We start from the raw sequence: 23,705 nt of genomic DNA, 5'->3' as shown, positions 1-23,705 counted from the left end.
AATCGATGCGTGGTTTCGGGTGTGAATTTTGTTAATTGCGGGTAATATAATCAAACATTTTGGGTTTTCCCGTACCGGTTGCAGCCGGGCGAGCAGGAACGATTATTCTGCAGCATATCCGGGATTTTGTACGAGTTGGGCACCGGTATTCCGTTCAATCTCAGAGAATGGGATGGGAAACAGGTTGTGGTAGGGCTGTACATCCACCCCGAAATTGGTTACATCGGGCCGGCCTTCGCAGTACCTGTTGGTGCGTTCGTAAAGTAAGCCCAGGCGGTTGAGAGTCAGACGCCGCTTTTCTTCAACCCCGAGTTCCCGCATCCGTTCATCCAATATAAAATCGATGTCCACTTCCTCCGGCGTTACCAGTTTAGCATTGGCCCTGGACCTGACCACATTGATATCACTGGCGGCTTCTGTCAATTGGTTATTGCCAAGATAGGCTTCTGCGCGGAGCAGATAGGTTTCTGCCAGGCGGATATGGTATTGGTCACTATAGGTAGTTCCTGCCGTTGAGGAATTCAGCAATTTCAACTCTGCATCTACAAAGAGTTCTGGCGGATGCTGTCCTGGGGTAGTGACTTTGGATTGGTAGGGATAAAAATACCGGATGGTATCGTCCAATGATTGTCGGAATAAAGGCATATGGTCAGAAATCTTTTGACCGTACCATACGGACTCTGGGTTATTGAACAAAACGTCCCGAACAAAATTGTATTCAGAATTTCTCATGTCTTGCCAATCGTAGTGCCAAATCCCATAATTAAAATGATTGGTACCTCTGAACCGGCCGATTCCCCGGCCACCCGTATAATCCGATACTCCCTGTGGGAGGAATGGGGCTACCCCTGATGGATCACGAACGATAAAACTCCAGGGTCTGGGTGCATGGTCTCGCTCCAGCTGTGGACCTATTTTAGAAGATGAGGAAATAGCTCCGCCAGGTACATCCACTTCGTATTGCCAAACCCATATTCCTTCTGTGTTTCCCACGCTCCTATTTTGGTTAAACCTCCGGAACAGATCCCAGTACACGTCCCCTGGTTCGCTGGAAAGGGATCCAAAACGTTCGGTCATTAATGCTGTATTTGGATCATTGATCACCATGCTGGCGGCCTCAATTGCGTCGTTCCACTGCTCCAATGAAACGTACACCTCAGCCAACATATGGTAGGCAGCCAAGTTATTGATTTCGCCATCACGAACTTCGGTAATTCCAGGAAGGTTGGCGGCTGCAAAAGTTAAATCTTGAGCTGCCTGAAGGTAAACTTCCTCTCTGGTAGCCCTGACATAATCGGTTTTTGGAGAACTCACTTCTTCTAACTCCAAGGGTACCCCACCGTACAGATGAGCCAAATTTCGGTAGGCGAAACCTCGGAACAACCTTGCTTGCGCTTCAATAACAGTTTTTTGCTCATTATTCATTTGCGAGTTTTCCATCCGGTTTAAAATGGTATTAGCACCAGAAATTACCCGGTAATATTGCCGCCAATGGAATTCCACCATTCCGCTAGTGGGCAGTAAAGTGGCTAAGTAAGAACCGAATCGTACATTGAGTTGATTGGCACCATTATAACCCAGATCGGTCCCATAGATATAATCCAGCGGCCGGTGCTCGCCATCGGATAAAATCACCCTGGATTGGTCATAAAGCGCATAAACGGCAGCATTAAAGTCAGAGAAGGTAATGTAGGAATTTTCCGGGCTGGCAAAATCCAACGGGACCTCCTCTAGTATTGCGGATTCGTCACAACCTGTAAGGCCAATTAGTAATATCCCTGCAAAGAATATGATATGGTTATATAGTTTCATGATTCACTGAGTTTAATAGTTAAAAACTAACGTCTAATCCAAGGGAATAGCCCTTCATCACCGGCAAACCTGAGGGATCCAATCCACTACCGGTTTCGGGATCCCAACCAACCCAATTGGTCCAGGTGGCCAGGTTTTTTCCACTGACAAAAAGCTTCAGGCCCTGGATACCAAACTGCTGGATCAGGTTCTGATCGAAACGATAAGCCAGTGTTACGTCCTGCAATCGTACAAAACTGCGATCCCCGTAATACCGGTAATCGATTCCAGCCACCTGGTCTTGTCCCCGGTACCTGGCGTCAGGGTTGGAAGGGGTCCAATAATCAGCTTCCACAAACAAATTCGATCTGCGTGCGTTGTCCGATTGTCCTAAACTCGGATTATTGGCACCCAAATAACCATTCCGTCCACCTTGAATTGAGTTCAAAAAGAAGCGAAACGTAAAGTTATTGTACCTGAGCTCGTTCATCAACCCAAAGCGAAAGGCTGGTTCGCTTCTACCAATGATGACCCGATCGTTCGCATCCACTACGCCATCGTTATTTTGGTCAATTATTTCATGCGTACCCACGAAAAATCCAGGAGGCGGCTCCTCGCCCAACTGAATGATGCCGGCGGATTCGTAATCAAAAATCGAATTTATGGACTCTCCTATGAACAAACCACTTCCTATGAGATCATCTTCGACCCCATTCTCATCCGCATCCAGCCCCAGTAAGGAAACGATTCGGTTTCGATTGGAGGCAATATTAAAATTGGCATTCCAGTTGAACCTATCAGAACTCATCACATCGCCTTTTACTACGAATTCCACACCTCTGTTGGCAATCTCGCCTACGTTAGTAGAAATATTATTGAAACCGGTAATTTCAGGTATGTTGATGCTGAATAGCAAATCATTGGTGGTATTCTGGTAATAATCCAATGTACCTGTCAATCGGCTATCGAATAAGGAAAAATCGAATCCAAAATTGTATCCCGTAGTGGTTTCCCAGGACAAATCAGCATTGGAAAGCGTAGTCACGCGCTGGCCAAAAATAGTTGATCCTCCCTCTCCAAAAACATAGGCTGGATACAACGCGACACGAGCTAAAGAAGAGTATCTGCTCGTAAGATTACCGTTCGTTCCGTAGGAACCTCTGAATTTCAGGTAGCTGAATGGAGATTGGTCTAAAAAGCCTTCTTCACTCAATACCCAGCCCACACCTACGGATGGAAATATCCCGAATTTGTTATTTTCTGCAAATCCTGAGAAGCCATCCCGTCGAACGGTGGCCGTTATCAGGTATTTTTCACTGAAATCATAATTGACTCTAGCTGTTTGGTACAAATAACTTTCATCCCATGCGCTGGATTGAATCAATTGTAACTGTCCAAGACTCAAATCATTGTATCCAAGGCCTAAATTTGCATAATTGGTACCATTTGCCTCAGTACCTTCGTTTTTCAATTCTCGTCGCCCAGCCACCATGGTCAGATTGATGGTATGATTGTTATTGAAAGTTTTGCGATAGGTTAAAATATTATCCAAGGTCCAATCGTAGGCATGGTAATTACGCTTAAAGGCCAGGCCGGCAGCGCCAGCACCATATTCGTTGCTTCTGTAATGCCTTCTCCAGGTATAATTGTTTCCAAAATTCACGCGAAAATTCAACCCCTCAATGTATGGAATTTCAATATCCATATAAACGTTTGCAAATAAGTTATTCCTTTTATCAAAATCGTTAGACAAAGGGCTTAGAAACGGATTCGCCCGAATGGCACCATCGGGATTTAGAATCACGTTTCCTTCTTCGTCCCATGGAACTACCAAGGGTGGCAAGGATGTGATATTACCCATTGCGGGGATTTCACCGGAATTATCTGCAAAGGACCCAAACGTCTGTACGCCAAATCGAAAACCCTCTAAAATTTGGTGGTCCAGGTTTATTCTGGCCGTGATTCGCTCGAATTGATCGTTCATAATGAACCCCTCCTGTTTGGTGTAGCCACCGGAAAGAAAATAAGAAGTGGATTCGGTAGCTCCCCTTACGCTTAGGTTGTGGTTGTTTATATATCCTGTTTGGGTGGCGGCTTCCCACCAGTCAAAATCTGTCCCGTTCTGAAATCCTTCAAAAACAGCTGGCTCAAACAAAGCTGCCACATTGTAATCAGGATTAGGCTGGGTATAGTCGGGAGGGAGAAAAGACTGTTGCCAATCCTGATCTCTAACCTTTTCAAGAAACCCTTCCCGATCCATCAATTCTGGTCTATTGGTTGGTGTTTGAGTCGTATACGTACCCGTATAGTTGAAAATCGGTTTTTGCTCCACTTTTCCGCTCTTGGTAGTAATCATGATTACGCCATTTGCAGCCTGGGCACCGAATATGGCCATGCTACTGGCGTCCTTCAATACATCGATTGATTCAATATCGTTTGGATTCAAATCGCTGAGGCTTCCGGTAAAAATAATGCCATCCACTACTATCAATACGCTCTGATTTCCGCTCAGGGTAGTTCTTCCTCTGACAGAAATAGATGGATTCTGACCTGCCCGATTTACCTGACCCACATTTAATCCAGGGACCGATCCTTGTAAGGATTGGGCTATGTTTACATTGGGAGATTCTCTGAACGCCTCAATATCCGCTCGTACCACGGACCCGGTTACATCTCTCTTCTTTTGCGTTCCATACCCGATCACCACCACCTCCTCCAATGAGGCCGCGTCCTGTGATAAGCTGACATCAATGGTGGTTTGCGTACCTACTTCAACCGTCTTTGCCTCGTAACCAATGTACGAAAAAACCAATGTGGCGCCGTCCGGAACGGATATCGTATAATTACCGTCAATATCGGTCACGGTCCCGGTGGTGGTGCCCAGCACGGTAATCGAAGCCCCGGGCAGCGGTTCTCCGCTTTCGTCGGTTACGATTCCGGATACAGTTACATCCACTGGCACTTCCGTGGTCAAAATCGGCTCTAGCTGCTGCGTATTCCAGGCTGCCCGTTGGACATGGATATTGCGATTGACTTGCTTGAAATACAAGCCCGTCTGTTTGCCAAGGACCGATAACAAGGCATACACACTTTGCGTCCCTGCTTCGGTGGTGACCCGTGGGATAGCTCTCAATTCTTTATCGGTAAACACGAAACTAAATTCCGTGGCCCTTTCGATGAGGGAAAAAGCCTCTTCGATTTTTGCATTGTCGAGGGAAATGGACACCATTACTTCCTCAATATCCTTCACCTGAGCGATACCGTCCGAGGCAAAAAGAAAATTTATGGAAAGAAACTGAATCAGAAAGGCGTACGTAAATAGTTTGGTCATGCGGATAACATGTGAGAGTATAAGATTTTTCATACCTTTACGCTGTTTGTTTTAAAACTATACTGAATGGTTTTGGATGAACGAAATCCGGAAATTCCCTGGCAGGAGCTTCCGGAGAATGATGGGCTGGGGATGTTGGCGCATTCCCAGCCTTTTTTTATCAAGGGTCTTAGATCATAGGCTGTGGGGATTTATTCTTAAATCGAATGGTTACGTTTTCTTTTTCGATGGTATAGTCAAATCTGGCAGAAAATTTCAATCCTTCCAGAACGTTCTGCAGGGTCTCGTCCTGAAACTTTCCGGAAAGCAACACCCGCTCTCCAGATCGGTTTATAACGCGAATTTGCACCCCGTACCAGTTTTCGAGTACCCGAATGGCCTCTAAAAGCGGCGTCTCCTGAAAAACAATGCGTTTTTTGGTCCACCCGATTACCCGGTCTGGATTAAATTCGCTCTTTACCAGCCGAGCTTTTTCGATGTCTATTTTCAGTGCTTCTCCAGGAACCAATAGGACCGGCGCCTCCGGAAAACCCTCTCGGTTGACGGCCACTTTTCCGCTTAGTAAAGAGACATCTACGGTTTCTCCTTCGTAGGCCTTCACATTGAAACTGGTTCCCAGGGCAGTGGTGGTGGTATTTCGGGAACGAACCCGAAAGGGACGCAGCGAATCCTCTGCTACCTCAAAAAAAGCCTCTCCTTTTAAAAAAACATTTCGGTCACCGGTACCGAAATTTTCCAGGTACCGTAATTCACTTCCGGAATTGAGAACGACTTGCGAGCCGTCACTAAGGGTGAGGTAGGATTTTACACCCGGGACAGTGGTATGTGTCAGGTAGCGGACCGGAGAAGGCGCAGTAACTTGCGGCAATGGGGGCTTCGAAAGTAGCCGGCCCGAAAGATACCCCAATCCCAGAGATAGAACCAGTACACAGGCTACCCGAAAACCAAAATGCTGGTAAATTTTCGCAGGAGAAGGACTGTGTGGCTTATGGCGTTCAAAGGTAGTTAAAGAATTCAGTGGGACCACTTTTTCCTGTCGGATCGCTGCTTGCCCGGATGCCTTTTTTTCAATGCCTTTCCACAAACCCAAAATTTCCGTTTCAGAGAGGTGGGCTTTATTCTTTGTATTCATCTGTAGGATGATCAACCGTGCTTGGTTTGCGGCCATGTACCGGGAAGGGTGTTTGGTCAACAAGTCCTCCCAGAAAAGATTGGATGCAGCATTGGGCTGCAACACCCACCTTCTGAAAGTTGGATCCAATACAAAATCTTCTGCGGTATAGCTGGATATATCCATAAGAATACAAATACAACCACATAAGTCCACACAATAAAAAATCTATCCTATTTCAGCATAAAACGGTTGAAATTTACATTAAATTTAAAGTTTGGGCTATCCGAATAAAAACGCGGTAAAATAAAGTGCGTCTTGATAATAAAATGATAAGTATCATGCCAAAAATGCCTTGAGGAGCAGGCTTATTAGCAACAGTCGTTTCTTTAGATTCCCGATGGCCTTCCAGGCAAGGGTATAAACCGATTGCACGTTGATTCCCATGATGATGGAGATGTCTTCGTAGCAATGGTTTTCGTAGTACAACAGGTGGATCACTTCTTGTTGACGGGAAGGAAGCGATTCCAATGCCTCGCTAAGGTTTTTTCGGGTCTTTTGGGAGGTGTGTACAGCAGTTCCTGCTTCTTCGGGTTCCGTTTGTAACGCGTTCTCCAGTTCTTGGTGTAAATATCCATACCGCTTTTTGTCCCTTCCTATCTCTTTATGGATACGGTTACTCAGGCATTTGAAAAGGTAAAGCCGTGCATTATCGGTAGCTTTTACCGAATCCCGGTACTGCCAAACCGTCAAAAAAACTTCCTGTATGCAATCTTTTACCAGGCTTCGATCCCCCTTTATGGACATGCCCAACCGAAAGAGTTCCCGAACGTATTTCGTATACAATCCTTCCAGCCCGGCCATATCGCCCACTCTGATTTGGTTCCAAAGCGCATGATCGTCAGATTCCGAGCCAACTCCATCAATCGAGGCTTGTTTATACATTACAGGTAAATTGGATTTAGATCTTTTTAAACTAATAAAATTCGACCAGTATAAAAAGGACGAAGGCCATTTTTCTCTTTTTCGAAACCACGCAAGGGATCGGAGTTCCAAGGTTCCCATTTTTGACTTGTACTGGAAAAGGAACCGCAGCCACATTACTTTATGTTGCTACTTTTTCATCCAGATCTGCAAAGACCATCTACCAGGGGACCAACATCGCATGGATACCCCCAAACGAAGGAAGGTGCATCGCCGGCGCCTTTGGCAAGGCAAGGTCACCCGGGAAGGCCTAGCTGAGATACAACAGCCTGCACGCGAAAAGTAAAACCGCTCCTGATTTTTAAAAACGTATTCCAACAACTACAGATTAAATACCGTCATCATCCCGGATTCAACTACGTGGCCCAAGGAAAGGAGGTACAAAAAAAAGGTGTTTGACGTTGGCAGGTCCATAGATCGGCGAATCAACGGCAAATATCAACAGGCTGTTCCCGGTCTGCCCATTCAAACCTGTGCTGAACCTGCGAAAGCAGAAATGCAAACGGACCTATGGGAAAACAGGAAACTACAACTTGCTATTGGCCTTATTTTCCAATTCATCCCTATTTCCATCTGGCGAGGAGCATCGATTTTATTGGATCACTGCCTTATTGATGTAACCAGGACAACGCAAGCAATTTCACCCGCCTGGTTTAAATCCAGCCGAAAAGCTGTGCCGCATTGGCTCCGAGTATTGCCGCCTGTTCCTGGGGGGAGAGGTGAGAGAGGTAACCCAGCAGGTCCTGACGGTAGCGGAGGTAGGAATCTGCCGTCGCATCTCCACTAAAGCCTCCTCCATAGATCATTCGTTCAGCGCCCCAGGCATTGGTCAATTGGCGGATGATCGGTCCTACATCCTGGTGAGGATAGCGCTCTGGTGGAGGAATCGATGAAAGCTTCATCACGGTGTTGGGAAAGTCAGCCCAGCGTATTACCCGGGCATGCTCCTCCGGTGATCCCTGAAACGGACGCCCAAGGTGGTCGATGATCACCGTGGTATCAGCGAATTCCCGGATGTACCGCTCGAAGCCGGGAGCATAGCGGGGTTCGAAATGCAATTGCACCGCAATCCCGGCGTCGGCAACGCTGCGCCACCATTTACGGAGTTCTGGTTTCCCAAATGGAGGCAACCTATCTGGAACGTACGCATGAACCCTCGAGGCCACTATGTTTCCTTGCCGTTCCCTCAAAAACCCGGGCATGGCTGCCAGCGATTTCGGCCGGTCAGCAAAAAACAGGCAGGTACCCTTCAGTCGACCGCCACCGACTTCCAGACAATGGTCCAGGTAGCGATGGTCGTCTTGGTAGGGTTCCGGATGGACGACGATCGCGTACTTGACTCCTGCTCCGTCCATACAACTCAGCAGGTGTTCCGGGGTGGCAGCAGAAGCTGGTCGGTAGGGTCCATTGGGGTGATACGGGAATTGCTGGCTGTCAGGACCAGCAAAACAGTGCAGATGGGTATCGACGACCGGCGGATTAGTTCGAGTCTTACCCAATCCCGACATCGAGGTCAGTGCGAGGCCCGCAATTGATCCGCCTAAGATGCCCAAACAGTCACGGCGGCTGATGCTATTTATCTGGCTGTTTCGTTTGGATCGGCTTTGTTGCCCGGCAAAATAAACGGCTGTTGAGTCGTCATTTGTAGCAAAAGGTTCCATTCTCAAGGCTATGTGGGTTTGGGGTTAGTCTAGCTAAAAGTTACTACAGTCTTGTTTAAAAGCCAAATAAATAGAAGAATGAACCGGTATTATTCTTTTTCTGGCAAAGTATTTGCCTTGAGTAGCTACACCCGTGCTGTATCAACGGATGTATCTGGATTCATCCATTTCTTTGGCACTATCCCCGAGGTTTTCCCTAGGTCAGAAACCATCTTACCCCGAAATACCATTCGACAGGTACTTGTTGTTGGACCCTTTTCGGTTGCACCGCCGCTTTTTTTAACCCGGATTATAAAGACCTTTCCTTCGACCCGTTCCAGCAACTCGCCCATCTTCCCGGTTCGGTAGTCGGCATAGAAAGGCTGAACCTATTCCGGATCCGATACATTCACGGAATCGATTTTTTGGGCTGCCATGGACCAAATCAACCGATTTCGGGTAAAAAAAAGCTGACCATTTGGATGGGAAAATTGCCTTACCGGATGGGAGCAGGTCCTTCAGGTCGCACTAAGTTCGTTATCGCTTGCTGGGAGCGGGAGCGTTGACGCGGGCATCCGGCACTTCCATTCGTATCCATAGGCATCCGGACGAAAAGCAAGCAATAAACATGGAACGATCTTCGGTCAAAAAAAACCCATCAGTAAGCGGTCAACTTTTTGAGCAATTGCGGATTCACTTCCTGCAGGTAAGCATGAAGCTTCTTGTCCAGTTCCTCTGCCTTTCCGGGCTGGGCCGCGTTCAAATCATTGGTCTCCCCAAGGTCGGTCGGTAGGTGGTACAACTCCAGGTTACCGGTTTTCCAAAACCGAATGAGCTTATAGTCTCCCTGAATCAGGGCCGAGTGGGGATAACCATCGCTGTATCGGTGAAAAACCAGGAAATCATTCGTTCTTCGAACCTCACCGATTCCTTCCGATTGCAGCAGGCCAGCAAAACTTCCTCCATCCAGGTTATCGGGTAGCTGACCCCTGTATCCGGCGAGTGTAGCAAGAGTTGGCAAAATATCCCAACCTCCCACCGATTCCCGACACGTACTACCCGCTGGAACTCCTGGACCTTTTACGATGAAGGGGACCCGTATCCCGCCTTCGTACAGGGTCCATTTACCGGCACGAAGCGGTGCATTCCGCAAGGGGCGATCGAAACTGTCTGGGTGTTGCAGTTTTTGGCGGGAGGGTACCGGGGGCAGCATTTCCACGGACCCATTGTCCGCCATCAGTAAGATATAGGTATTTTCGGAAATGCCCAGAGAGGCGACCTTATCCAATACCTGACCGATGGTGGCATCCATGTCCTCCAGCATTCCCGCCCAGGCCGGGTGGTGGTGCTTCGTTCCTTTCGGTTTGTTCCGGTATTTCTCCAGGGTGGCTTCGCGGGTCTGCATGTCTACATGCGCAGCATAATGCGACAGCTGCAAAAAAAAAGGGTTTCCCGCACGCACCTGCCGTTCCATAAAGTTGATGCCCCTTCGGGTGATGGAGGCGCTACGCTTGGGATCATTGGTAAGAAACACTGCCTCCCATTTATCGTCCTTTCCCGTCATTAAATTACCGTGTGCATTCCCGGTATCTCCGTCGCTTTCATCGAAGCCCAAATCTTCGGGGAAAATGTCCGCCCGCAAATCCCACTTGCCGAAATGTGCGGCCCGATACCCTGGGTCAATGCTTTTCAGCACTGCCGGAATGGTCAACAGAGGCAAATTCGACCGGGGATCATGCGTATCCGGGAAGGTCTCATCCCCCAGCCTCGCGGGCGTTTGTCCAAATAGGATGCTCCTTCGGGTAGGCGAGCAGATGGCAGCCGGCGCGTACGCATTGGTAAAGCGCATGCCTTCCCTTGCCAGGCGATCCATGGAAGGCGTTTCAAAAAAATCGCTTTTGGATGCCGGAATACGGTCGTCCATGCCGATGGAAGTGCTACTCCACCCCTGGTCATCGGTGAGGATAAAAATAAAATTAGGGGGATTTGCCTGTTTTGGAGTAGAAATGCTGCTTCCAGCTGCCGTACACAGCAGCAATAAAAGTAAAAAAACAAAACGAACACGTTTCATGATAAGTAGATACGCTTACAGCCAAACGTTTGAATACCTGTGATTTACCATTCCAAGCGGTTCTGTTTGCAGGCACCCATTATCTTTTCCAAAAAGTGGCAGAAAATGAATGTGATCCGTGAGGGTTCGAACCATGAATTACAGACCAATAGGAAAGTACGGCGGAACACCTTCAACGTTCAGCTCATCCCCAATGTTAAATTTTTCAACTGATTTATAACCTTTCAGGAAGGAAATTTACTGTTTACAGGCCATAGGTTGGTTTCTTTTGATAAAAAAACGATCCTTCACCCTACTCTTTAGCGGATGGATTTGGCTTGGTATCCCTTACCCTATTTTTCCATTCCAGACGCTACTCCATGACTTGTTGTTTTTCCGATTCTTATATTTTACATGAATTAGTTTGTTCTTTTCAAAAGGATCTTCTGAAAGAGTATCTAGTATTCTACCAAAGGTCTTCCCCGTAAGACCATCCTTCGCGAACAGGTTCCTTTATGTAGGCATCCAACTCCGGACGACCAATGGCCTTCATGTTTTTTGCGTCGTAATTAATAGTTCCGCCAAAACGCTGTGCAAGTACCCCGACAAGTCCCATTTCGGTTAAGTCTGCACCATAATCGAAGTTTGATCCCGGCAAGGTGTCGTTTTTAATGGCCGCCACCCATTCCTGTACCGGTTTTTCTTCTTCCACTCTAGGAATGGTTTCTGCTGGTTTATTCTTTTGGAAATCGATCCATTCTTCTTCAGGAACAAGTAATCGGGGATTATTTGGACGACCACCATGGTAAAGGGTCTTCTTCGAACCAATCATGATCATCCCATTATCCGGCATTTCTTCGAGCCCATACTCTTCCTTCAATTCCGGTTTGCCCATGCCTTCTATCCATTTCATGGTAACAGGTGGTTTCGTACCGCGAGCTCCAAATTGCCAGGTTATCGTTGATTCCTGTGCAATCATGCTATGATCCGGAACTTCGGGGTTTGGTACTACCGCGTCTACGGTATGTGGCATGCCCAGATCCAATGCCCAGAAAGGAGCATCCAAGGTATGACAACACCAGTCGGCCATTGCTCCGCTACCAAAATCGTAGAAAGTTCTCCATGATTTAGGTGCATATTCATTGTTAAAAGGAAGATCCGCTGCGGGACCTTTCCATAAATCCCAATCCAATTCTTTGGGTACTTCATGTACTGGAAATGGAAACCCGTCAGGCTTCGAGAAATATCCATCCGGACTAAACCTTGTCGGACCACCCCACCTGATCACTTCTCTTACCTCTCCAAGAACCCCTGCATCATACCATTCCTTTACCAGTCTGATTCCATGGGTTGTATGTCCCTGATTTGCCATTTGCGAAACAATGCCATAATGCTTTGCTGCTTTTTTCATGGTACGGCATTGCCAAATATTATGCACCAATGGTTTTTCGACCAATACATGTTTCCCAAGTTGCATGGCAGCCATTGCTGCAGGGAAATGGGTGTGGTCAGGCGTAGCGATCATTACGGCATCAATGTCGTTGGCCATTTCGTCGAACATCCGCCTGAAATCTTTGTACTTTTTAGCTTTAGGCACCGTTTTGTAGGCATTTTCAGTCATTCTGTCGTCCACGTCGCACATGGCCACTATATCCTCTACGGCAACCTGACTCCAACTCGCACGACCTCTGGCTCCTACACCGATCATTGCAAAACGCAATTTTGTACTTGGCGGACGTTTAATAAAATTAGGAATAAATAATGCTCCTATACCCGCTGTTGAAGCTGATTTTAAAAATGTTCTTCTTGTTGTTTTCATTATAATTTTACTAAATGATCTGATCCTTAATTGGTTACCTTCTTTTTTCGCTAAGCCAGTCCATGTTTTACTACATTCAAAAACCGGGTAGATAAGCTTTCCACCTACAGAATCATCATTATTCAGGTAATATCAAAGTAAATGGGTTAGAATTTGCCAGATTAATCGTTAAAGTTTTGAAAATTCACGTTTCAGAACATACTTCTTCGCTTCTAGCTGTCACGTGATGATGCCTTCCTTGCCCTTTTTGTCCCGGAAAGTGATTTTGGTGTGAATGCGGCGGCCGATCAATTATAATTGGGGTTTTGCGTTAGTTCTGCTTCGGTGTTTGCATCGATTTCAGATTGAGGAATCGGTAGCAACTCATCCCGTCCAACCGTAAACGTAGGCCCAGAGACCGGATTGTACATCTGGATTCTCTCTCCTAAGAGCCCCACTCTCCTCAGTGTCAGCTGACGAGGTTCCTCAATGACCAGTTCACGCGCCCGCTCGTCCAGTAGATAGTGGATATCCACGTTTCCGGGATCGACCGGTGTGGCATTTGCCCGGGATCTGACCACATTGATGTCATTAGCGGCATTGACATTATCCCCGTTTTTGAGGTGTGCCTCTGCCCGTAACAGATACGTCTCGGCAAGTCTGAAGATGTATACGTCGTTGTAGATATTTCCTCCCGGATCATATCCCTGAGGGTGTCCCATGGGCATGGAGGCCTTTTTGATGTACACAAAAACATTTCTAACCTTTTGGGCTTCTGTGGGAACGATTACCTCTCCAAAATGGGCCGATTCCGGATTATTGATCACGAATTCCCTTTGCATGTTATGGGGGGAATTACGAATATCGTTATCAAAATCGGATTCCCATATGGTAGAATCCAGGTAAACTGAGGGCCGAATAAACCCAACCGGACGCCCCCAAAATTCATCCCTTAGAATCGCCTGAAGGCCGTCTGGGGTTCTTACGGGATCCATGAATGGCCCCCAGGCCCGCTCGGTACGATTAAAGCTCCCCGCTCCGCCGGGTAGATTAAATTCAATTTGCGCGGTCCAAATAACCTCTGTATTGGCAGGGTCGTTCTGATTGCGGTACCTGAACAAATCCCAGAACACATCCCCTGGTTCGCCGGCGAAGGATCCGAACCTATCGTTCATTAATTCGTACTGGCCATCGTCTATCACCGCACTTGCTGCCTGAATCGCTAAATCATAGTCTTCTGTGGATATATAGGTTTCTGCCAATAAGTGATCGGCTGCGGCTTTAACCACGCGTCCATTGTTTGGGTTTTCTACGGGCAAATTTTGAGAAGCAAACTGTAAATCAGCAATCATGAAGTCCAATACCTGATCCCTGCTGGCCCTGACAAAATCGAGTTTTACCCCTGCGATTTCTCCATCGATGATCGGGACTCCTCCATAATGGTACACCAGATACCGATAGGCAAAAGCCCGATAAAACCTGGCTTCTGCGATTACTTCATCTTTATCCGAGGGCTGGTCCCAAGCGACGTTTTCATTTTCTGCACGAGTAATGATGACGTTTGCATCTTTAATGATGATGTAGAGCAGATTCCACAAACGGCTAGGGTAGTTTGTGGTGGGGTTAATGATGGAATAGTCTCCGAAGAAATTTTTCCTATCCCAATACCACCCGATATCTGTCCCATAATTAAGACTCATTAAGTCATCGCGATCGGACCATGCCGTTCCAGGTGCATCGGGGACAAACAATGCCCGGGTCATGCTATAAACACCTACCAACCCAGCTCTGAAACCATCCGTATCAACGAAGGTAGTTTCCGGACTTAAAAAGCTTCTGGGGATTTCTTCCAAGATATCATCTTCGCAAGAAAGGATCATTGGCGCCATCAACATGCATAGCGCAAAGATCAGTTTATTATATATTGAGTTGTATGTTTTCATTTGAATTCGTGTTTTTGTTAAAATGAGGCATCCAGACCAAACGTAAATGTCCGCATTAGCGGCACGTTCTGAATCGAGGTTGCATTTTCCGGATCATAGCCGCTCCAATTCGTAAAGGTGTAGAGGTTTTTGATGCTCGTATAGATCCTTAGGTTGGAAAAGCCTATTTTATTTAACAGTTCATTCCCCAAGGAATACCCCAGGTTAACATCTTGTATTCTGACAAAACTTCGATCTTCCAGGTAGGGATGGTTTCTCACGGGAATGTAGTCGATACTTGCCACGGTGTTGGACGGATTATCGGGCGTCCAGTAGGGAATGTCCACTACATTGAATCTTTCTGTCCAGGATGAAAACTGTGCATTCGGGTTGTGCATAAAGATGTTATTTCCGACATAGAAATTCCTGGCTCCGCCTCCCTGAATTGAATTGATCATCACGTATAGCGAGAATCTTTTGTATCGCAAAGTGTTGGATACACTGAATGAGTAATTGGGATTGTTTGAACCCAAGATGTGCCGATCATCACCACTGAGTTCCCCATCACCATCGTAATCAATGATTCGAAAATCCCCCGGCTCGTATCCGGGAGGCAGATCGCTTTCACCCAGCTGGTGTATTCCATCGATGCCAAAACCGAAAATGGTACCCAAAGGATGTCCGATAAACCATCTGTTTGCAATATCATCGTCTTCGACCCCGTCGCCATTTTCATCCGTTCCGTATAGTTTTTGAATTTCATTTCGCTGACGTTCAAAAATCAGCCCGGTTTCCCAGGTAAAATCCGGCGTCTGTATGTTTAGCGAATTCAGGGCAATCTCTACGCCTTTGTTACCAACCTGCCCGATGTTACTCAATATCGATGACTGCCCTGTCGTTTCGGGAAGAGCCCGATTCAGCAACAGATCACTTGTAGTAGACGTGTAATAGTCGATTGTACCGGTTACCCTGCTTCCAAGAATTGAAAACTCTGTGCCAAAATTATAAACTTCTGTTGTTTCCCAACCTAAATCATTGTTGGCCAGAGAGTTTACAAAAACGCCATTCGCAATTCCGCCACCATCACCAAACACAGCATTTCGGCTGGCTAGCCTGGCCAGCGTTTGATACCGGGCAATTGCCTGATTGCCGTTTTCACCATAGGAAGCCCTCAATTTCAATCGATCGAAGAAATCAACATTACTCATAAAGGGTTCGTCAGAAATGATCCAACCCAATCCGAGCGCTTTGAACGTGGCATACTTATTTCCCGCTGCAAACACCGAGGAACCGTCCCTTCGGAGGGTGGCCGTCAGGGAAAATTTGTCATCAAAAGAATAGTTTACCCTACCCATGAAACCCAGGTTGTTTTGCTCGCTAAAATCACTTGAAACGGATTGAATTGCCCCCAACTCCAAACTGTAATATCCCAGACTTTGATTGAAGAAATCAGAGGATACTGCCCGGAAATTAGAGGCTTTTCGATACTCCCGACTGTATAGAAAGGTCCCATCAATTGCGTGACGGTTATTAATCACCTTTCGGTAGTTCAGGATATTATCAAATATTCGGTAGAAATCATCAAAAGACTGTTGAGAGGCTACTCCGTTGCTTTGCTGCGCGAGCCTGTTATCCTGAAAGCGATTTGCTTGTCGATCTCCCTTGTTTAGGGAATAATTCATGGTCCATCGCAAGCCGGGAATAAATGGTACATCCAACTCACTGGAAAGCAATCCCCATAAATCCGTTCGTATGTCCTCATCGTCAATCAAGGTGGGATAATACGGATTCTCAAAAAAGGGATCATCCATTGGAAATTGACGAAGGCCTCCATCTGGGTTTCTTAAGCTGCTGTAAGGACTGAGGCCATAAAGTAAGTTTACCGGAACACCCGAATAGTCTAAAGAGGTAAATGAAGATCGCACACTTACTTTAAACCAGTTAGTGATCTCATTGGATAGATTTACACGAAGTGTTCTTCGCTTAAAATTATCGTTTTCGACGATTCCCTTTTCATCGAAGATGGTCCCCGAAATGAAGTATTCGGTGGCATCGTTACCCCCTGAAATACTTAGGTTGTAATTTTCAGTAGTCGATGGATTTACCAATTCATCGTACCAGTCTATGGTCGTTCCTGACAGGTAATTTTCAGCCTCGATCGGGTTTAGGTAATCGGTGATGTTTTCCATCAGGGCTTCCTGTCCGCTTGCCTCCCGGAAATCAAGCACCTTCTGTATGTAATTCGGTCCATCAAGGACATCTATTAATTTCACCGGGTTGGAGATCCCGTAGTTCGCACGGAAATTAAAGACCGGCTTTCCTGTTTTTCCTTTCTTCGTTGTAAGCAGTATCACTCCGTTCGCAGACCTTGATCCATAGACCGCGGCCGCGCTAGCATCTTTCAGAATATCCACTGTTTCGATATCATTCGGATTGATATTATTTAAAGACCCATTATAAATGACACCGTCTACGACAATAAGCGGATCGTTTCCAGCGGTTATCGAGTTTGTTCCCCGTACACGCAGGGAGGGCTCCTCTCCCGGACGATCCGGTGTACCGATCGTCATGCCGGCTACACTTCCTTTAAGTGACTGAAGAATGTTGGTATTCAACAAATCCTGCGTCTTCTCGGTATTCATCCGTGCAACTGAGCCCGTGACATCGGACCTTTTTTGGGTACCGTATCCGATCACCACCACCTCTTCCAATGAGGACTCATCGGGCATCAGGGTAATGTTGATGGTGGTCTGGGCGCCAATGGCTACGGTTTTCGATGCATATCCGATGAAGGAAAATACCAATGTTGCTTCTTCAGAAACCACAAGTGAGTAATTGCCATCAATATCGGTTACCGTACCTGAACTTGTACCTTGTACCGTTATGGTCGCTCCCGGTAGCGGTTCTCCATTTTCGTCCGTAACGGTACCCGAAATGGTTACATCCTCATAAAAATCAACAGCTGTTTTTTCCGCTATTTCAATTATCCGTAAAACGGGGCCCTCCCCGTTTCGTGCCAGTGCCGCTCCCACGTTGACACATTGAAGTGTGAGTGCAAAGGCTACAACTTTTTTCAAGTAGATCGCCTTCCTTGGTAGTAATTTCCTCATATAAATACAGTATTAATTTGGTTGTCCAACTACATAAATATTTACTGGGAAAATATCGTTTGAGCACGGAAAACGATGAAAGGTGAAAAATAACGTTATCCTGACTACCTGAATAAAACTCTTTCCCGCGCTGCGAGAAAGGTTTTGGCTAAGGCTACCTGTCAGCAGGTAAGCATGATCAGTTTAGCCCGTTCCATTCCCTGTTCTCAGCAGGGGTCCAGGCACGTTCCGCGTTTTGGGAAGTGGCAACAGGATTCAAATGAATTTTCTCAATGAATATTTGTGATTAATTTTTAAGGATTTTAGTTACGAAAAAAAATACTGGAAAGCAACTATTTTACACAAAAACGAACCAAATTATCGATTTCAAACTTGCCAATTTAACGTAGTGATTACCCCTATTTTATCTTAATAGGGTACCATTTATTCTGTAGAGTATCCTGATCTGATAAGTTTTTCCTATTAAATTTTCTTCCATCCCGGCCTCGGACTGCGATTTTTTTTCTACCTACAGTACTTTGATTGTAACGTAATTTGGTCTAGTTTCCCGAGCTAATTAACTAGTTGAACAAGCAGGTTCTGCACGATGTTAATTTGCATTTATTCATCCTTTAATCACAAACTATGTTTAAATTCTTACCTAACCTATCGGGATTGGTAACTCCTGTAACCCGATTGCTTGGAGGTCTTTTTTTAATGACCCTCCTTGCCTCCCAGTTTGCCTGGGCGCAAAACCGCTCGTTGAGTGGTACAGTCACCTCCGGCAGTGGTGAACCGCTGCCTGGAGTAAGTGTTCTTTTGGAAGGTACAAACACCGGTACCGTCACCAACATTGACGGAGAATACCGGATCAATGTACCTTCTCCAGATGCCAACCTGGTTTTTTCATTTATTGGATACCAATCCAAAAGGCTACCGGTCGGTAGTCAGTCGGTACTAAACGTTACGCTTGAGGAAGACCTGGCCCAACTTGGGGAAGTGGTTGTAACCGCCTTCGGTGTGCAGCAAGAGAAAAAATCGCTGGGCTATGCCGTGCAGGAAATCAAGGCAGCATCCATCGTAGAAGCGCAGCAGCCCAACCTGGTCAATGCCTTGCAGGGAAAAATCGCCGGTGTTCAGATCAACAATTCCGGTGGAGCACCCGGAGCCTCTTCTGTAATTTTGATACGCGGAGGAACCTCGCTTAGTGGTAACAACCAGCCTCTATTCGTGGTGGATGGTATTCCGATTGACAACAGTGCTCCTACGGGTAGGGGAGTCGGACTAGGAGCTCAGAATACGGTAAACTCTAACCGGGGCATAGACATCAATCCGGAGGACATTGAATCTATCACTGTGCTTAAGGGACCGGCGGCGGCGGTACTTTACGGCCTCCGCGCTTCAGAAGGTGCCGTAATCATCACCACCAAAAAGGGTACAGCCGGACAGGCCCGTATTACCTACAGCAATGCCTTTTCTTTTGATGAAGTCAACCGCCTGCCCGAATTACAAACCCGGTTCAAGCAAGGGGTCAACGGCGATTTCAACCCCGAGGCCAGAATTTCCTGGGGTCCTGAGTTCGGTCCGAATGAGACCGTTTATGATAACCTGGGAAACTTCTTCCGTACCGCCACCACCCAGCGACACGATATTTCGGCTTCAGGGGGTAACGAACGCTCGACCTTTTACCTCTCCGCCAGCCGTTTTGACCAAAACGGTGTGATTGAGAATACAGATTTCAACCGTACTTCTTTCCGTATCACCGCGGAAACCAAACTGTCTGATAAGCTAAAAGTCGGCGGCTCTGCCAACTACACGAACACCCAAAACTCTTTTGCCCTGCAGGGCTCGGGCGTTGCAGAAACCAATATCATCGGTGCCACGGGAGGTGGCGGGGGTGGTACCATGCGCGGTATCTACAACTGGCCGCTCAATGATGATATGCGCAATTACCTGAATCCGGATGGCACGCAGCGTACGATCCTGGGAGTCGCGCAAGATGCTGCTTTTATTGACAACCCTTACTGGAGTATTTACAACAACCCCAACACCAGCAATGTCAATCGAATGATTGGCGTGGCCAACCTTTCTTACGATCCGGTGGATTTCCTCAACATCACCTATCGGGCCGGTACCGACTTCTTCAATGAAGAGTTTCGTAGTGTAAGGGGTACGGGTACCGTGATCGGTGGAGAAGAAAGAGGCGCCATTACCGAAAACGACCGATTTAACCAAATCACTACTTCCACCCTGCTTGCCACGCTCAAGCATTCTTTTCCCGGGGAGTTCAATGCCAACCTGACCCTGGGACACAATGTGGAAATAGCACGAAGCGTCACTACTGACTGGTACGGCCGAAATTTCATCGCGCCAAATTTCCCAAGTATCAATAACGTAGAGCAAAGTGACCGTACGGTATCACAAGGAGGCTCCCGCCGCCGTATCGTTGGCGCATTTGGAGACTTGAACATGGACTGGAAGTCCATCGTCTTTTTAAACGTTCGGGGGCGTAATGACTGGTCTTCTACCCTACCGCCCAATGCCCGTTCGTTCTTCTATCCATCCCTTAGCACCTCTATTGTTGTCTCCGACCTGCTGGACGAGATAGGTGTTACCAATGATGGACCCAAAAAAACACTGTCGTTTGCCAAAGTCAGGGCTTCGTGGACCCGGGTAGGTAAAGATGCGCCGCCTCACGTATTGGGCAACCGCTACTTCAACACCACCAATTCGTTTACTGCGGCTCCTCGTGGATTTATCGTCGATACCTACGCGTTTGGAAGCCCCGACCTGCGTCCGGAGTTTACCAATGCCTTTGAAACCGGATTGGACCTTCGTTTCTTTAGCGGCCGCCTGGGAGTAGACTTAACGTATTATACGATGAGCTCTGATGATCAGATCCTCTTTACACGAGTACCTCCTTCGGCAAGTTCATTCATCGCCTACCTGAACGGTGGACGTATCGATAACGAAGGGGTGGAACTGATGATCAATGCCGTGCCTGTGGCACGCGAAAAATTCCGATGGGAAACGGATATCAACTTTTCCAGAAATACCTCTACCGTAGTTGATCTTCCCGGTACCCTGGACCGGGTGGAGCAATCGGATGCTTCTGTAGACGGTTTTGTGGCACAAGGAGCAGGCTTCCTGGGCGCTTCTCTCTTCGGTATCAATGGTGATGTCTGGAAAACCAATGAAAATGGTGTTTTATTGCTAAACAACGATGGCTATCCGCAAATCGACCCCATTAAGCAGATCATTGGAGACCGCAACCCGGATGCGCTTATTGGCATCACGAATACCTTACGGTACAATGATCTCTCTCTATCCTTTCTTTGGGACATTCGCATCGGTGGAGACATTTACAACGCCACCGAAAACGCCTTGGTGCGCAGCGGCCTCAGCCCCAAGACGCTTGATCGTGGAACTACTACCGTGTTTGACGGAATCATAGAGTCTACGGGTGAGCCCAATACACAGCAGGTGGTACTGGATCAGAATTTTTACCAACTGATTTATCGGGGTAACGGTCCTGCCTTTGTGGAGGATGGGAGCTGGTATCGCCTACGCTATGTGACGCTTTCTTACCGCATGCCAAAATTCCTGCTGGAGAAAATAGCTGTCAAAGGACTGGAATTCTATGCTACCGGACGAAACCTGATCCTCATCACTGACTACTCGGGCGTGGATCCCGAAGTAAGCTCTGGAGGCGCCGGTGTGGCCGGAACCGGTTCTATGGGCATGGACAATCTAGGTGTACCGGCTACCCGTGGTTTCGATCTGGGCCTTAGATTGAGTTTTTAATCAAATAATTGATGAAGAAGATGAAAATCAGAACTATATACAAACTATTCCTTGGCCTGGTGCTGAGCTTTACGGCTACTTCCTGTGAGGATTTTCTGGACGTCAATGCCGATCCAAACAACCCCTCTTACATTCCGGTAGAGAACCGCATCATCGGTGCAATCACCATGTCCAATGGGGCCTCCCAGTGGCGGGCCTCTCGGGAAATCACCGCGGTGGTGCAATATGCCGCTTCCGGTCTACGCGCTTCGGGTGCCGAAACATGGAACTTTAGTGCCAGTAACTTTTTCTGGCAGAACGCCTATACCTGGGCCATTCCTAACTGTGTGGACTTGGTAGTCCAGGGACAAGAGGAAGGTTCTCCACACTTTGCGGGTGTAGGCCGTACCCTGGAAGCACTCAACTTTGGCATGCTCACCGATCAGTTTGGACGTATTCCGGTAACCTCTGCCTATGATGGCGTGAGCCAGGTAAACCTGACACCCTCTTTTGATGAGCAAGAGCTCGTTTACCAGCTTGTCATTGAAAAACTGGACGAAGCGATCGCATTCTTTAATGCCAGTGAAAATGCGAAAGGGCTTAACCAGGCCGGAGGAGATATCATGTACCAGGGAGATGTAAATAAATGGCGTCGCTTTGCCTATTCACTCAAGGCACGTTACCTGAACCACCTAAGCAAGAAAAGCAACTACGATCCCCAGGCGATTCTGGCAGCCGTAGAGAATGGCTTCAATGCGGATAATATGGACGCTGAGTTTCCGTACCTGGAGGGTGGACAGGCTACTGAAGCCAATCCATGGAGCAACGTAGGCTACGGCGGGTTTACCAGCCCCACCAGCCCGCGCTATTTCTCCTATACACAGTTCTTTGTGGACCTGCTCAAAACGCTCCCGGTGACCAATTCAGCATACACTGACCCGCGTATCGGTATCATTATGAACCCCGCTCCGGCGGATGGTGAGTTTCGCGGACTCATTCCTGGCGAAGGTGTGCCGGGCGGACGTGAAGGTAACGGCCCTTTTTTCAATGGGGACGATTATGGCCGGGTCACCGGAGGCTTTTATTCCCGACCTGACTCACCCTTTCCGTTTATGACGTACTCAGAGCTGAAGTTTATCGAAGCAGAAGCCCGGTTGAGATCGGGTGACAACGGCGGAGCATTGGCAGCCTACGAAGAAGGTGTCCGCGCCAATATGCGAAAATTGGGAGTACCTGCCGATGAGATTGATGCTTTCTGGCAGGCCGTCCTCGATGATGGGGTGAACGCCCATTTTAATGACCTGACAACCGGTCTCAGCCATATCATGCGGCAAAAATACATAACCCAGGTTTTCAACCCCGAAACCTGGGTAGACATGCGCCGCATGGACTTTAGCCAGGATATCTACGGACCTTCGCTACGCCAACCTTCGAACCTCAACCCACTATTTGGTCCGGGAGAATGGATGAGGGCCATGATCTACGAAGGTAATGAGATGGTTAGAAACGGTGACAACGTGGGGGATAACAGCCCGGAAGTACGACTAAAAACACCGCTTTGGTGGGACACTGCCAATTAACAAATGCAAGGCGACTAGTGAAAGCTGCTTCAACTTTTTTTGGAGCAGCTTTTTTTTCTAATGGACATCCTTCTGAGGTTTTTCCATCCATAGCAACTAACGGTTTTGTACCGAACTTTATCAAACCTGTTGAGTGGATTGTTTTTTAAACCAACCATCACAAAAAAGGTTAGCCTTCATTACTTCTTTACCAAAATAATTTGGTTCAAGTGTTGCCGCTTTGCTTTGCATACCCGACCGTCGGCTATCGAAAACAGGACCGCAATCCAAGTGAACTGGAGAAACCCTGACCAAGGCGTATACGGGACAGGATCGGCTCGATCGGGTAGTTGTTTCAGTGCATGACGTATCTGGCGTAAGCGAACCTGCTTCTAAACCGGCGGCGATCTATTCGAGCAGACCGTCCTCGTTTTGAGCAAATTTACTCGGTCCAACGCCAGTAGGAGAACTTGCAAACGCAATAAGATAGGGGTTTCTTTCAGGCAGTCGCCTGACGATACGTGAATACGCATGGCTCCGTAATAAAACCCAATCCACCCAACAAACGGTACCTGTACCAAAAGGATTGCTTAAAAAAAACGCCTTGAATGTAGCAAACGAACGCTTATTTTTACCATATTGGCTTT

At 47.3% G+C, this 23,705-nt stretch carries 11 protein-coding genes; 2 read left to right on the top strand and 9 right to left on the bottom strand.

Annotation, left to right across the window (positions count from 1 at the left end):
• Positions 1–102: 102 nt before the first annotated feature.
• The 9 genes from ABWH99_RS10880 to ABWH99_RS10840 all read right to left on the bottom strand — a co-directional run bounded on the left by ABWH99_RS10880 (position 103) and on the right by ABWH99_RS10840 (position 17,737).
• On the bottom strand, positions 103–1,812 hold the full coding sequence (locus ABWH99_RS10880; protein ID WP_375586298.1) for a RagB/SusD family nutrient uptake outer membrane protein: 1,710 nt from the start codon (positions 1,810–1,812) through the stop codon (positions 103–105).
• Between the two features lie 19 nt (positions 1,813–1,831).
• Entirely contained in the window at positions 1,832–5,155 is a 3,324-nt protein-coding gene (locus ABWH99_RS10875) for a SusC/RagA family TonB-linked outer membrane protein (RefSeq protein WP_375586297.1), read from the bottom strand.
• Positions 5,156–5,291: 136 nt separating this feature from the next.
• Positions 5,292–6,419 (bottom strand): FecR family protein, encoded by a 1,128-nt coding sequence (locus ABWH99_RS10870; RefSeq protein WP_375586296.1) that lies wholly within the window; start codon positions 6,417–6,419, stop codon positions 5,292–5,294.
• Between the two features lie 153 nt (positions 6,420–6,572).
• Positions 6,573–7,178 (bottom strand): RNA polymerase sigma factor, encoded by a 606-nt coding sequence (locus ABWH99_RS10865; RefSeq protein WP_154854961.1) that lies wholly within the window; start codon positions 7,176–7,178, stop codon positions 6,573–6,575.
• Between the two features lie 692 nt (positions 7,179–7,870).
• Positions 7,871–8,878: an amidohydrolase family protein gene (locus tag ABWH99_RS10860; RefSeq protein WP_375586570.1), complete on the bottom strand. Its 1,008-nt coding sequence runs from the start codon at positions 8,876–8,878 to the stop codon at positions 7,871–7,873.
• 637 nt (positions 8,879–9,515) lie between these two features.
• On the bottom strand, positions 9,516–10,928 hold the full coding sequence (locus tag ABWH99_RS10855) for a sulfatase (protein WP_375586295.1): 1,413 nt from the start codon (positions 10,926–10,928) through the stop codon (positions 9,516–9,518).
• Between the two features lie 445 nt (positions 10,929–11,373).
• Complete coding sequence (locus ABWH99_RS10850) at positions 11,374–12,726, bottom strand: Gfo/Idh/MocA family protein (RefSeq protein ID WP_154854955.1); 1,353 nt, start codon at positions 12,724–12,726, stop codon at positions 11,374–11,376.
• Between the two features lie 287 nt (positions 12,727–13,013).
• On the bottom strand, positions 13,014–14,648 hold the full coding sequence (locus ABWH99_RS10845; RefSeq protein ID WP_154854953.1) for a RagB/SusD family nutrient uptake outer membrane protein: 1,635 nt from the start codon (positions 14,646–14,648) through the stop codon (positions 13,014–13,016).
• A gap of 17 nt (positions 14,649–14,665) precedes the next feature.
• Entirely contained in the window at positions 14,666–17,737 is a 3,072-nt protein-coding gene (locus ABWH99_RS10840) for a SusC/RagA family TonB-linked outer membrane protein (RefSeq protein ID WP_375586294.1), read from the bottom strand.
• 624 nt (positions 17,738–18,361) lie between these two features.
• Here ABWH99_RS10840 and ABWH99_RS10835 point away from each other — a divergent pair.
• Together ABWH99_RS10835 and ABWH99_RS10830 are read left to right on the top strand one after the other, a co-directional pair.
• Positions 18,362–21,520 carry a SusC/RagA family TonB-linked outer membrane protein gene (locus ABWH99_RS10835; RefSeq protein WP_375586293.1) on the top strand — a complete coding sequence of 1,053 codons (3,159 nt, stop codon included), beginning with the start codon at positions 18,362–18,364 and terminating at the stop codon, positions 21,518–21,520.
• Positions 21,521–21,540: 20 nt separating this feature from the next.
• Positions 21,541–23,079 carry a SusD/RagB family nutrient-binding outer membrane lipoprotein gene (locus ABWH99_RS10830; protein WP_375586292.1) on the top strand — a complete coding sequence of 513 codons (1,539 nt, stop codon included), beginning with the start codon at positions 21,541–21,543 and terminating at the stop codon, positions 23,077–23,079.
• Positions 23,080–23,705 lie beyond the last annotated feature (626 nt).

Origin of the sequence: Cyclobacterium xiamenense (assembly GCF_042140265.1) — a bacterium.
In the GTDB taxonomy this organism is placed as follows: Bacteria; Bacteroidota; Bacteroidia; order Cytophagales; family Cyclobacteriaceae; genus Cyclobacterium; species Cyclobacterium xiamenense_A.
The sequence above is the reverse complement of the archived record's forward strand: the minus strand, read 5'-3'. Positions and strand labels throughout refer to the sequence as shown.

Excerpts from the sequence above, each read along its gene's own strand:
- ABWH99_RS10880 (WP_375586298.1), bottom strand. The coding sequence starts at position 1,812 with ATGAAACTATATAACCATATCATATTCTTTGCAGGGATATTACTAATT.
- ABWH99_RS10875 (WP_375586297.1), bottom strand. The coding sequence starts at position 5,155 with ATGAAAAATCTTATACTCTCACATGTTATCCGCATGACCAAACTATTT.
- ABWH99_RS10870 (WP_375586296.1), bottom strand. The coding sequence starts at position 6,419 with ATGGATATATCCAGCTATACCGCAGAAGATTTTGTATTGGATCCAACT.
- ABWH99_RS10865 (WP_154854961.1), bottom strand. The coding sequence starts at position 7,178 with ATGTATAAACAAGCCTCGATTGATGGAGTTGGCTCGGAATCTGACGAT.
- ABWH99_RS10860 (WP_375586570.1), bottom strand. The coding sequence starts at position 8,878 with ATGGAACCTTTTGCTACAAATGACGACTCAACAGCCGTTTATTTTGCC.
- ABWH99_RS10855 (WP_375586295.1), bottom strand. The coding sequence starts at position 10,928 with ATGAAACGTGTTCGTTTTGTTTTTTTACTTTTATTGCTGCTGTGTACG.
- ABWH99_RS10850 (WP_154854955.1), bottom strand. The coding sequence starts at position 12,726 with ATGAAAACAACAAGAAGAACATTTTTAAAATCAGCTTCAACAGCGGGT.
- ABWH99_RS10845 (WP_154854953.1), bottom strand. The coding sequence starts at position 14,648 with ATGAAAACATACAACTCAATATATAATAAACTGATCTTTGCGCTATGC.
- ABWH99_RS10840 (WP_375586294.1), bottom strand. The coding sequence starts at position 17,737 with ATGAGGAAATTACTACCAAGGAAGGCGATCTACTTGAAAAAAGTTGTA.
- ABWH99_RS10835 (WP_375586293.1), top strand. The coding sequence starts at position 18,362 with ATGTTTAAATTCTTACCTAACCTATCGGGATTGGTAACTCCTGTAACC.
- ABWH99_RS10830 (WP_375586292.1), top strand. The coding sequence starts at position 21,541 with ATGAAAATCAGAACTATATACAAACTATTCCTTGGCCTGGTGCTGAGC.